Annotated in this window: 10 protein-coding genes and 1 tRNA gene; 6 read left to right on the top strand and 5 right to left on the bottom strand. The window is 66.9% G+C overall.

All coding sequences use genetic code 11. From position 1 onward, the window contains the following. Positions 1–5: 5 nt before the first annotated feature. Together OH799_RS31280 and OH799_RS31285 are read right to left on the bottom strand one after the other, a co-directional pair. Positions 6–434, bottom strand: coding sequence for a hypothetical protein (locus tag OH799_RS31280; RefSeq protein ID WP_406271630.1), 429 nt, complete (start codon positions 432–434; stop codon positions 6–8). A 632-nt stretch (positions 435–1,066) separates the two neighbouring features. Then, positions 1,067–2,968, bottom strand: coding sequence for a type VII secretion target (locus OH799_RS31285; RefSeq protein WP_406271632.1), 1,902 nt, complete (start codon positions 2,966–2,968; stop codon positions 1,067–1,069). A gap of 444 nt (positions 2,969–3,412) precedes the next feature. Between OH799_RS31285 and OH799_RS31290 the strand changes: the two genes are divergently transcribed. Continuing rightward, the gene (locus tag OH799_RS31290) at positions 3,413–3,907 is read left to right on the top strand and encodes a hypothetical protein (protein ID WP_406271635.1); all 495 of its coding nucleotides are present in this window, start codon (positions 3,413–3,415) and stop codon (positions 3,905–3,907) included. 26 nt (positions 3,908–3,933) lie between these two features. Here OH799_RS31290 and OH799_RS31295 read toward each other — a convergent pair whose 3' ends face one another. Next, positions 3,934–4,413, bottom strand: coding sequence for a MarR family winged helix-turn-helix transcriptional regulator (locus tag OH799_RS31295; protein ID WP_406271638.1), 480 nt, complete (start codon positions 4,411–4,413; stop codon positions 3,934–3,936). A 135-nt stretch (positions 4,414–4,548) separates the two neighbouring features. Here OH799_RS31295 and OH799_RS31300 point away from each other — a divergent pair, with 135 nt between their 5' ends. Both OH799_RS31300 and OH799_RS31305 read left to right on the top strand, forming a co-directional pair. Beyond that, positions 4,549–6,015 (top strand): MFS transporter, encoded by a 1,467-nt coding sequence (locus tag OH799_RS31300; RefSeq protein ID WP_406282764.1) that lies wholly within the window; start codon positions 4,549–4,551, stop codon positions 6,013–6,015. Positions 6,016–6,052: 37 nt separating this feature from the next. Beyond that, positions 6,053–7,114 (top strand): zinc-binding dehydrogenase, encoded by a 1,062-nt coding sequence (locus OH799_RS31305; RefSeq protein WP_406271641.1) that lies wholly within the window; start codon positions 6,053–6,055, stop codon positions 7,112–7,114. A gap of 134 nt (positions 7,115–7,248) precedes the next feature. Here OH799_RS31305 and OH799_RS31310 read toward each other — a convergent pair whose 3' ends face one another. Both OH799_RS31310 and OH799_RS31315 read right to left on the bottom strand, forming a co-directional pair. Then, entirely contained in the window at positions 7,249–7,605 is a 357-nt protein-coding gene (locus tag OH799_RS31310) for an amidohydrolase family protein (protein ID WP_406271644.1), read from the bottom strand. 213 nt (positions 7,606–7,818) lie between these two features. Beyond that, a tRNA-Arg gene (locus tag OH799_RS31315) sits at positions 7,819–7,892 on the bottom strand. 200 nt (positions 7,893–8,092) lie between these two features. Between OH799_RS31315 and OH799_RS31320 the strand changes: the two genes are divergently transcribed. The 3 genes from OH799_RS31320 to OH799_RS31330 all read left to right on the top strand — a co-directional run bounded on the left by OH799_RS31320 (position 8,093) and on the right by OH799_RS31330 (position 11,940). Next, complete coding sequence (locus OH799_RS31320) at positions 8,093–10,126, top strand: cytochrome c oxidase assembly protein (protein ID WP_406271647.1); 2,034 nt, start codon at positions 8,093–8,095, stop codon at positions 10,124–10,126. Positions 10,127–10,170: 44 nt separating this feature from the next. Next, the gene (locus OH799_RS31325; RefSeq protein ID WP_406271650.1) at positions 10,171–11,091 is read left to right on the top strand and encodes a serine/threonine dehydratase; all 921 of its coding nucleotides are present in this window, start codon (positions 10,171–10,173) and stop codon (positions 11,089–11,091) included. Between the two features lie 351 nt (positions 11,092–11,442). Further along, positions 11,443–11,940, top strand: a complete 498-nt coding sequence (locus tag OH799_RS31330) for a single-stranded DNA-binding protein (RefSeq protein WP_406271653.1) — start codon at positions 11,443–11,445, stop codon at positions 11,938–11,940. The last annotated feature ends 46 nt before the right edge of the window (positions 11,941–11,986 follow it).

The following is an 11,986-nucleotide window of genomic DNA, read 5'->3' on the forward strand; positions in this document are numbered from 1 at the left end:
CAGCCTCAGCCTCGCGAACTATTGACGGACGGACGTTCCGAATCCGGAGCAGGACCGATCGGCACCACAAAAACTCGGTCGAATGGAATAGTCACACGGTCGGGTGCGACCACGACACCGGTCGCCATCGCAACCCGGACCCGGTTCATCTCCGGCGTGAGTAGGGCCGGGACATCCGCGAACACCGGATGTTTCACCCTGTGCTGTTGTATATACGCCGCAGCCTGCCATTGCTGCCGGCCCGGTTTGCCGTTCGCGCGGTCGTGTTGGTCGGCCATCGTGTTGCCGGCGCGTTCCCGAGCCCCGTAGTAGTGCACCATTGCCCGCTCCACCGGCGCGGCGATCGGGCCGTAGTCGGCGCGGGTGGGGGCGTCGCAGCAGTTGTCGCTGTCCCAGTCGCGGTACCGCGACTGATCGACCGAATTGCTCTTCATTACGTGCAGCACCACCATGCTCTGGCGATTGAATATACAACTCGGTTCAGCATCGACCATTCATCGACACCGAGCAAGTCGGCCGGAAATCTTTTACGCTTACTTGAGTCATATCTCTGCGGATATTTTTACGTTTTCTTGAGGCTTATCTCCGCGCCGATCCGCGAGAACTCTTGACCGAGTTCAGGGTCGCGCATCGAATTCGGCGAATTCCGAGTTACGGTCGGACCTGGGTTGCTTCACCTCTGTGGAGTTCCGCGATCGGCGGAACTGTGACCTGGTGTGACAGGTTATTTTCCGGCTGAATGTGGTTACTGAAATCCCTTGTCTGGGAATGCCGTAAGCGTCTGATCGCGTGGGTTCGTTCGTGCGTAAGGTGGTGACCGCCTTGGGGGCGACGGCGGTGCAGATCGTGAGCAAGCGCAGCCGCCGCGTGGAGGGACCCGAGCAGATCGGATCGGCGCCCAACGACGAAGAACTCGCGCTTCTCCTCGCGCAGGCCAGGGAACTACTGTATGGCGGTCAGGGCGTGCTGGACTTGCCGTTGCTCGCGGAAACGGGCCGACCGCGCTCGGTGACGTCTCCGCGCCGATCCGCGAGAACTCTTGACCGGGGCCGGGGCAGGGAGGCGCTCATGATTGACCAGGCCTGGAATCTAACGGACCTACCGTCGACCGAGGTGTCTGATGTGTCACAGTCGGCGGCACGGCACGTTCATTCGATTCCGCTGTAACCCGTTGCACGGCAAGAGGCCGTTCGTATCGGCGGCTTTCCGGCGCCGCCACCACCGCCCGAACATCCGCGAACGCCGGATGTTTCACCACCTGCTCGTGTGCGTACACCTCGTCCCGCAACTGCTGCCAGCCTGGTTTGCCGTCCAGCAGCAGGACCAGTTCGTTGCAGCGGCGCTGGAAGGCGAGGGCACGCAAGGCATCCGCGCTGGCCTCGACGCGCAGACCACCGAGGCCGACGCGGGCCACATCGAGGCGGCGGGTCAGCAGGCTCGCGGCGAGCCAATCATCGGCATCGCGCAGCTCGTTCCACCACTGCCGTGGAACCTCCTGCCTGGCTTGCAGACGCGCCAGGATCCGGTCGCGCCATCGTGCCGCTTCGTCTGCCTCCGGCGGAATGGGCCCCGTGCGGCCGAGGCGCAGATGCGCGTCAGCGGCTAGTTCCAGACAGCGGTCCCGCCGCTGCGTATCGGGCACCGAGGCAACGTGTTCCAGGGCATCGACGGATCCGGTCAGCCCCAGCCGGTCGGCAGTGTCGGCGGTAGGTACCCGCAGGTCGACGTCGTGGGCGGGACCTACCATGCCCTCGGTGGCGGCGTTGCCGAGCTGGGCGCGCAGTCCAGGATCGATCGGTCCGGACGACACCAGCGCGGTGAGCGCGGCACCGGCCTTCGGTCCCCACACCCGACCGAACTCCACCAGCACCCGGGCGGGATCGGCAATACCCTCCCAGGCGGTGGATGGGCTGCCGGTGCCGTCGTCGAGCAGCTCATCCCAGAGCCATGGGCTGGACACCTCACGGGGCAAGAACACGCCCGCCGGCAGCCACCCGCGGCCCTCGTTGGTGGTGATGAACAGTCCCGCGCCGGACGGGCCGCGTAGTACCGCCACTGCCCACGCCACACCGGCCACCACCGACTCCGTCGCCCCCAATACAGCGGCCAGCAGGGTGCGGGCGATCAGCAGATCGTCGTTCACCGGTTCGCCGACTACGTACGCGGGGTCGGCGGCGCGTTTCCGGGCCGCCACCGCCGCTGAGAACGGGGGAATCGCAGGGCCGGATCGTGGTCCACCACCGGGCGGGGACGGCGCCGATGGCCCGCCACCGGGGCCGGATGGCCCACCATAAGGGCCGGATGGCCCGCTACCGCCACCGGATGGCCCACCACCCGGTGGCGCCGCTGCTCCTCCGGTCGGTACCGCAGCCGGACCAGGCATGACACCGTGAGTCGGCCCCGGTGCGGTGGGTGGGGGAGCAGTGGTACCGACCGGTCCTGATACCGGCGGAACCGAGAGGCCGGGACTGGGCGGCACAAAGGGGTCGCCCGGTCCGGTTGGCGGACCACCGGCAATTATCGGGTTCCCTCCCGGAGGGCCACTCGGGCCTGGTGGAGGACCGCTCGGGTTCGGTGGCGGTGCGGCAGGGCCCGGCGGCGGCGGTTCGTCCGGGCTGGGTCCGGATATCGGGGTCCGTCTGTCGGGGCCACCCGGATCCACTGTCGACTCGCGGATCCGCCGCGAGTATTCGTCGTCGGCCCGCTCGAACGAGTCGGCGGCCTCACGCAAGTTCCGTGCCGCGCGGGCGTGTTGGTCGGCCATCGCGTTGCCGGCGCGTTCCCGAGCCCCGTAGTAGCGCACCATTGCCCGCTCCACCGGCGCGGCGATCGGGCCGTAGCTGGCGCGGAAGTTCTTCAGCCAGTCCTTCGGCTGCCGTGCCCAGTCCCGGGTCCGCGCCGCGGCCGCGTCGTGGCCGTCGGCCAGGCGGCGGAGCACGTTGGGATCCATGTCCAGACGGTCCGGCATATGTCAGACGATCCTTCCTCCGTGGCGCCAGATATTCATTGTCCTGACTTCCCATCCGTGGGACGCTGAACTTGAGGTCGTCTCGACACGGGCCGGGTTCGTGTCCCGATCCGACGTCTGCGCCGCCTGATGCCATTCCGTTGCCGCCCGATCTGCCCATGGCCGCTGAAACCAGGGCCGTTTCGGCGTTCCGCAAATGAATCGGTCACTGTGTGCGGGCCACAACAAAGCCTGATAGCCACGAACGCGAACCGTCCCCCATGATTTGTTGTGCCACCGCGACTAGATCGCGAAAGTCGCCGGCTCGGCGGGATCATCGAATTCGCTCCCCATGCGGAGATTCCACCGGGCATGGTTCTCGGTGGGCCCCTTCGATTTCACTGACCAAGGTGTCAGAGCTGTTCGCGCTCAATCGCGCGCGAGTCGACGCCAGGCCGCCATGCGTTGAAATACCGGCTGGCCGTGGTAGCTCCCAGCGTGGTCGATGCAGTGCGCTTCGCCGGAGGTTGGTTGTTCGATCGGGTACTAGCCGGATGGGATGCGATCGTCCTGGTCCACAACCCGGCGGATGCATTGCCGCTGCGGATTCTCGGGGCGAACGTGCTGGCGCTTGGCTCGCCCACCAATGATGTGCGACCGGACGCGATCACCTTGGCCGGGGCGCTGGTCGAAACGGACGATCGTATCCAGTGCGGTGTGCTCGAGGCTCTCGATCGCGGTCTCGCAGAGGTCATGCTGTGGGGCGGGGATTGCCCGAGTGAGCTGAACCGCCGGATCGGCTCGGTACAACACCGGCTGAGTGTGGCCGCACGGGCCTTCAAGGCGGAAGCTCTGACCGCAGCCTCCGTTCCGGCCGTCTCGATTGATCCTATCGAGACCTTCCACCGCGGTACGTCGTCGGCGCGGCGATGGGCGGCCGCCGATCTCATTCCGTTCTGACGCGGCGTCGCTCCGTGCTTATGCGGTCAGCTGCTTGCGAGGTCCGGGCGCACGGGTTCGGGCCGCGGCCACGGTTGTCCGCGCCGATGCTCGATATCGCGATTGAAGCGCCGCAGGTATCCGGCGAAGGCGGCGACGTCTTCGGGCGCCCAGTCCTGCATGATGTCGTCGAGGCCGGTGACCTTGGTGGCGCGTTCGGTGTCGAACCGCCGTCGGCCCTTCGCGGTGATCCGGAATTTGCGGGCCATGCCGCCATCGGGGTCGGGAATGCGTTCGACGAGCCCGGCACGCAGCAAGGCGGTGGTCTGGCGGTTGATGGTCGAGCTGTTCAGGCCGAACGCGTCGCAGAGCTGTCCGATGGACATCGGGCCCTCCATGCTGAGCCGGCTGAGCAGCAGGTATGCGCTGCGTTCGAGCAGGCCGGTCTCCTGGGGATACTGCGGGTTGATCGTGTAGCGGCCGAGCAGCATGGCCTCGAACTCGACCTGGTCTGTGGGCTTGTCCATGCTGTCCTTTCGTCGACCTGTGCGCCTCGCATCGCAGACGAGTGTCGGTATACCACAGGAGAAATGTGTCACAGTCGGTTTGTGCATAATGCATATTGTATGCATACTGCATGTCAAGTGCATTATGCACGTCTGATGACATGTGATCTTCTGGAGGTTGGTGTGGACAAGCCTGAATCCGCCCGAGCAGGCGGAATCGTGGGAGTGCTGGCGTTTGCCGGCATCACCGCGGCGATCATGCAGACGGTGGTGATACCGCTGATCGCGCAGTTTCCGCAGTTGCTGCACACGACGGCGTCGAACGCGTCGTGGGTGGTGACGTCGACGCTGCTGGTGGCGGCGGTGGCCACGCCGGTGGCCGGGCGGCTCGGCGACCTGTATGGCAAGCGTCGCGTTCTGCTGTTGTCGACAGTGCCGCTGATCGCCGGCTCGGTGGTCTGTGCGGTGTCGTCCTCGGTACTGCCGATGATCGTCGGCCGCGGCCTGCAGGGCATGGGTGTCGGCATCGTGCCGATCGGGATCAGCCTGATGCGCGATGTGCTCCCGGCCGAACGGCTGGGAGCGGCGGTTGCGCTGCTGAGCGCATCGCTGGGCATCGGCGCGGCCTTCGGGCTGCCGGTCTCTTCGGCGGTCGCCGAGTATTCGAACTGGCGAGTGCTGTTCTGGGCCTCCGCTGTCTTGTGCGCGCTTATCGCCGTGGCGATTTGGGTTGTGGTGCCGGACTCGCCGATCAAGGCCAGCGGCAGTTTCGACATCGTCGGCGCGCTGGGGCTGGGCGCTGGGCTGGTGTGCCTGTTGTTGGCGGTGTCCAAGGGCGCCGCCTGGGGCTGGGGAAGTGGCACGATTCTGGCTTTGTTCGCGGCAGCGATCGTGCTGCTGCTGGTCTGGGGCTGGTGGGAACTGCGCATCGCCGACCCCCTTGTCGATCTGCGGGTGACCGCGCAGCCTCCTGTGCTGCTGACCAACGCGGCCTCCCTGGTCGTCGGCGTCGCGATGTACGCGGCGATGTTGACCGTGCCACAGCTGCTGCAGGCGCCGACGGTCACCGGGTACGGCCTGGGGCAGTCGATGATGGCGATGGGTTTGTGGATGGCTCCGTCGGGCCTGATGATGATGGTGATTTCCCCGATGGGCGCCCGCCTGTCGGCGGTGCGCGGCCCGAAGGTCACCTTGATCGCGGGTGGGTTGGTGATCGCGCTGGGTTACGGCGCCTCGACCGTGCTGATGGGCTCGACCTGGGGTCTGCTGATCTCGCTCTGCATCATCAACAGTGGTGTCGGCCTGGCCTACGGCGCGATGCCCGCGCTGATCATGGCCGCGGTGCCACTGTCGGAGACGGCGTCCGCCAACAGCTTCAACACCTTGATGCGCTCGGTGGGTACCTCGTTCTCGGCGGCTGTGATCGGCGTCGTGCTGGCGCAGATGAGCATGACCGTGGGCGGGCACAGCATCCCGACCGAGGACGGCTTCCGTACCAGTTTGTTCCTCGGCTGTGGTGTCGCACTGGTCGCCGCGGCCGTCGCCGCTACCATCCCCGTCCGGCGAGCAGTCTCCGCGGGGTCTTCTGAAGATGCTGAAAAGCTTGTGGCAGAGCATGTCTGACATTCCATCCGGAGAAAGTGAGTTGACCGTGCCAACGATGAAGTCCGTACAGACCGGTGCTGTGGGCAAGGTCGATGTGGTGGATATCGAACGGCCTGTACCCGGGCCGAGGGATGCGCTGGTGCGCATCCGGGCGTGTGGAATCTGCGGCACCGACGTGACATTCATTCACATGGGTGGCATGCCGGCGGCGTGGAGCAAAGCCGCTGCGCGGACCGAGGGGCTGGCCCCGGATCAGAGGGTGCCGGTGGTACTCGGCCACGAACCGGCGGGCGAGATTGTGGCGGTAGGTGCCGAGGTCTCCGGGCTGAAGGTCGGCGATCACGTGGTGGTCAACCCGCAAGGTGCGCCGTCAGGGATCATCGGCTGCGGCGGCCCGCTGGGTGGTATGAACGAATACCTCCTCATCGCGGATGCCGTTGTCGGCAAGAGTGTTGCTGTGGTGCCGGATTCGGTACCGTTCGAGGTCGCCGCGATGAATGAGCCGATGGCGGTGGCGCGGCATTGCGTGAACCGCTCGGAGGCCGGGCCGTCCGACAAGGTAGTGGTGTTCGGTGCCGGTCCGATCGGTCTGGGCGCGACGATCTGGCTGAAGCTGCGCGGCGTGCAGCATGTGGTCGTGGCCGATGTGATCCCATCGCGGTTGGAGACCGCGCTGGCGGTCGGGGCGGACGCGGTGATCGACTCCTCGACAGAGGATGTGGTAGCTCGGCTGACCGAACTGCACGGCGAGGGCCGCAACGCACTCGGCGCACCGCGTCCCGACACCGATATCTACATCGACGCCGCCGGTGTTCCCGTCGTCGTGAACACCGCGCTGCGGAATGGCAAATGGGGCGCCAAGCTCGTGATGGTGGCGGTGCACAAGAAGCCGGAGCCGATCGACATCGGTGCGATGCTGCGCAGCGAGATGAGCATCATCGCCTCGCAGGGGTACCCGACCGAGATCTTCGAGGTGACCCCTGAGATCGCCGAGCACGCCGAGCGTTTCGCCCGGCTGATCAGCCATAGGATTCCGTTCTCGGAGGTCGAGCATGCCTTCGAACTCACCCTGACCCCGGGCGCGGCGGAGAAGGTGGTAGTCACCTTCGACGATTAGCACGCGCAGCCCGTTCGATCATCGAACGAGTGATGCGTCGCCGCGAGTCCGACGAGCACGACTCGGGGCGGTGCGTAGTACCGAGCCGCTATTCGCGCTGCCATCGACTGTGGAGAGCGGAAAACGTCTGATCGCTAATCGGTGATGTGCACCGGCCTGCCGTCGACGATAGTGACTACCACGGGAGGGTTCTGCCAGGTAGCCGCAGCCTCCTCCGGAGGGGCGCTCAGCAATGTCAGGTCTGCGATCTCGCCCGGTGCGATACTCCGGGCGGCCGCGGGCCGCTCGGGCAGGCCGAAAAACAGAGACAACGCTGATCGCAATGAGATCCCCTCGGAGATCGACGAATTCGCGGGGCGGTGGACCGCCGCCCGAATCACTTCCCAGGGATCGGCGCCACCGAACGGTGCGTCGGTGCCCGCGGCGACCCCGACCCGTGCCCGGATGAGGGAGCCCAGGCGCCACAGATCCGGCTGATCCTCGGCAGGCACGTCACGGTCGTACTGTTCGGCGCGTTCCTGGCGGTGGTGGCCTATCTGAACGGTTCGTGGCAGCTTCGATTGGTGAAGTCCGACGTCACTCGGGGTTCTCGAGATGCTGCCCATGCGGCAGTTCTACTCGGAAAGTTCTTAGGGGTTTAAGCATCGTGCAGTTCGGGTAACCCCGCTCTGACCCGAAGTATTGCCAGGTCAGAGCGGGGCTCGCGCCCCCGGCAGGAATCGAACCTGCGACCTAGGGATTAGAAGGCCCTTGCTCTATCCAACTGAGCTACGGAGGCAGTGGGTTCCACCATGGCCGACAATGGCCGTGCTGTCCAGCGCCGCAATCATAACGACCGTCCAGGTCGCTGGGTTCTCAGCGTCAGGAACGTTCCACCCATCCAACGACAGTACTCGGTGCGCCCGGTGATCCGCGCCCAGAATTATCGGCCGAAACCCGACCGGGCCATGGATGTATTGCCGAACTACGCTCAGTCGTATGTCGTCAGCTCAGGCCCCGTCGGTCACTCCTGAATCCGGGGTCGCTCGGTCCGGGGCCACGTTCGCGACGGTGACCGCGCTGGCCGGTGCGATCGCGGCAGTGGTCGCGGCGCTGGTGGTCGGCCTGTCGGCAGCGCAGGCGCTCAGTCTGCTCGGCATCCCCGACCCGGGCTCGCTGACCACTTACGGACTGCCCGCGGTGCGGGCGCTCGCCGATCTGTCGGCGGCGCTGACTGTCGGCTCGCTGCTGTTCGCGGCGTTCCTCGTCCCACCGCAGCCCAACGGTCTGCTCGATGTCGGCGGGTACCGCGCGGTGCGTCGGGCGTCGAACTTCGCGGTGGTCTGGGCGTCCTGCGCGGCGCTGCTCGTGCCGCTGACTGTGTCGGATACCACAGGGCAGCCGGTCGGCGACAACCTGTGGCCGGAAGAACTGTGGCGCGCGATCGGCCAGATCGCGCTGGCGGGCGCTTGGCGCACAACGGTGGTTTTCGCGCTGATCGTCGCGGTCGGATGCAGGCTGGCGTTGCGCTGGGGCTGGACGCCGGTGCTGTTCGGCGCGTCGATCGTCACGATGATGCCGTTGGCGTTGACCGGACACTCGTCCTCGGGCGGTTCGCACGATGTCGCCACCAACAGCCTGATCCTGCACCTGGTTTCGTCCGCCGTCTGGGTCGGCGGTCTGTTCGCGGTGCTGGCGCACGCGCTGCGTGGCGACGGGGGCACCGATCTTGCCGCCCGCCGCTTCTCGCTGACCGCGACGATCGCGTTCGTCGTGATAGGGGTCAGCGGCGTGATCAACTCCTGGGTCCGGGTGCCGCTGGACGAGCTGTTCACCACGACTTATGGCCGGTTGGTGCTGGCCAAGGCCGTGGCACTGGCGCTGCTCGGTGCGTTCGGCTACCTGCAGCGCCGCGCCGCGCTACCCGCGCTCGCGGCGGACCCCGGCGATCGAGCGGCGCTCGTCCGCTTCGCCGGTGTCGAGGTGCTGATTTTCGCGGCGACCATGGGCCTCGCGGTCGGGCTCGGCCGCACTCCGCCGCCGCCGCCGGAGACGGTCCCGACACCGTCCGAAGTCGAACTCGGCTACGACCTGCTCGGGCCTCCGACACTCGCGCGGTTGCTGTTCGACTGGCGCTTCGATCTGATTTTCGGAACGCTGTCGATCGTGCTTGCTGTGCTGTATGTCCTGGGCGTACGGCGGCTGCGTGCGCGTGGGGACGCGTGGCCGGTCGGGCGGACCGTCGCTTGGCTGTCCGGCTGCGTGGTGCTGCTGGTGGCGACCTCGTCCGGAGTCGGCCGGTATGCGCCCGCGATGTTCAGCGTGCATATGGGGGCGCACATGGCGCTGTCGATGCTGGCGCCGATCCTCTTCGCGCTGGGCGGCGCGGTGACGCTGGCGCTGCGGGCGCTACCGCCGGCCGGCCGCGGCGGTGTTCCAGGACCGCGGGAATGGCTTGTGGCCGCGGTGCACAATCCGGTGTCGCGCTTCCTGACCCACCCGATCGTGGCGGCGGTGATCTTCGTCGGCGGTTTCTACGCGCTGTACCTGGGCGGCATCTTCGATTCGTTCGCGGACTCGCATGCGGCGCACCTGATGATGAACGTGCACTTTCTGCTCAGCGGCTACCTGTTCTACTGGGTGGTGATCGGCATCGACCCCAAACCTCGGCAGGTGCAACCGCTCACCAAGCTCGGCATGGTGTTCGGATCGCTGCCGTTTCACGCGTTCTTCGGCATCGCGCTGATGAGCATGACCACGGTGCTCGGCGGCTGGTTCTATCGCGGCCTCGGGATCGGCTGGAACGCCGACCTGCTCGGCGACCAGCGCACCGGCGGCAGCCTGGCCTGGGCCAGCGGAGAGGTGCCGCTGGTGGTGGTGATGCTCGCCCTGCTGATCCAATGGTCCCGCAGCGATCAGCGGCTGGCACAGCGGACCGATCGGGCCGCCGAACGCGACCACGACGCCGCCCTCGCCGCGCACAACGCGATGTTCGCCGAACTGGCCAAGCGAGATGGAGAACTGCGTAAGTGAATGAATGCGCCAGCACGGTCTCCCAGCACAGGCCGGTCGGGCGGGTGGAACGGTCGGACGTGCGATCCGCGCGAAGACGAATGGCCGGGCAGGTCCGCAAGACGCCGGTCTTCCACACCTCCGTCGCAAGCCCGTCCGGTCCGGTGCCCGTGACGATGAAGCTCGAATACCTCCAGCACGGAGGGACGTTCAAGGTGCGCGGCATCTTCAACGCACTGCTGGAGTCCGGGGAAGGCACCGATCAGGTCGTGATCGCCTCCGGCGGCAACGCGGGTATCGCCGCCGCCTTGGTGGCCGCGCGGCTCGGCAAGTCCTGCACCGTGGTCGTCCCCGAGACGGCGCCACACACCAAGGTCGCCGCGATGTGGTCGCACGGCGCCGAAGTGCTCTGGTACGGAGCGACTTACGCCGAGGCGCTGCGTCACGCCGTCGAGTTCGCCGCCGAACGCGGAGCGCTGCGATTGCACGGGCACGACATGGCCGCAGTGGTCGCCGGCGCCGGAGTGGTCGGGCTGGAACTCGAAGAACAGGTGCGCGGGCGACCTTCGGTGCTGGCCGCAGTGGGCGGCGGCGGACTGGTCGCAGGGATGGCGGCTGCGCTGGGCCGTCGTCAGCAGGTGATCGGGGTCGAGCCGGAGGGCAGCCCCACTCTTCAGGCCGCGTTGGACGCGAACCGCCCGGTGGACGTCCGAGGTCGTCGCCTTGTTACGGATTCGCTGGGCGCCACGAGGATCAGCGACATCGCGCTTGACATCGCCCGACGCTATGGCGTGCGTTCGCTACTGGTCACCGACGACGCGATCGTGGCGGCCCAGGAGTACCTGTGGCGCGAGTTCCGCATTCTCGTCGAGCTGACCGGCGCCGCGGCGCTGGCCGCCATCCAGAGCGGGGCGTACGTCCCGGAGCCCGACGAACGCCCGGTCGTCGTGCTGTGCGGCGCCAACACCGACGTGGCGGTCCTCTGACGACGTGGTGTTCGTCGCCTGCGACGGTCGGCTGGTCGGTGGTTACGCGGGCTCGACAATCGGGCGCCCGGCCCGGTGGTTCGCGGATTTCGGCGCGCCGGGGCCCTTGATCAGTGTGACGGGTGCGCATCACTGTGCCGATACGAGTGAGTGTCATCGGATAAGCCGCCGGTTCCGCGGTTCGGACCGCGCAACACACCAGGTGAAAACCCTGCTCTTCACAGGTCGGAAAGTTGTCCACATTCTCGGATCGGGTCGTCCGAGGCATCCAGCTTCGGAGCACGCTGGAGGGGCCCTCCTGGAGGGGGAGGACGTCCGGGGTAGGCCCGGATCAGATAGAGGGGCGTAATCATGTACGAGGCGAACGCGACCGTGATCGGAACTGTCGTGACCCATCCGATCAAGCGGGATCTGACCAATGGCGACCAGGTGGTCACATTCCGGATGGCGAGCAATTCCCGCCGACTGGATCACACGACGGGGGAGTGGGTGGACAACGGCACGCTGTACCTCACCGTCAGCTGCTGGCGCAGGCTGGTAGCCGGTGTCGATGCGTCCCTGCGCCGCGGGGATCCGATCATCGCGCACGGACAGCTGCGCTCGCACGAGTATAGGAGCAAGGACGGCGTGGAGCGCCGGGATCTGGAGATGCGTGCCGTCGCCGTCGGCCCTGACCTGTCCCGCTGCGCCGCACAGGTGACGCGATGGTCGGACTCGGCGCCGCGGAATACTTCGGCGCACCAGAGCGCTGAAAGTCGGGTGTCTGCCGGCGACGGGCTGGGGGAAAATGTCGCAGCCGTCTCTTCGGTACCGCCCCGCAGCAGTGAACCCGAGCCCGTCGACGCGTGATCGCAAGGATCGGTTTCGTCCCGGCGGTAGTGGTAGCTCTGCTTCG

The sequence above is a fragment of the Nocardia sp. NBC_00881 genome, assembly GCF_045207455.1.
Lineage (GTDB): Bacteria > Actinomycetota > Actinomycetes > Mycobacteriales > Mycobacteriaceae > Nocardia.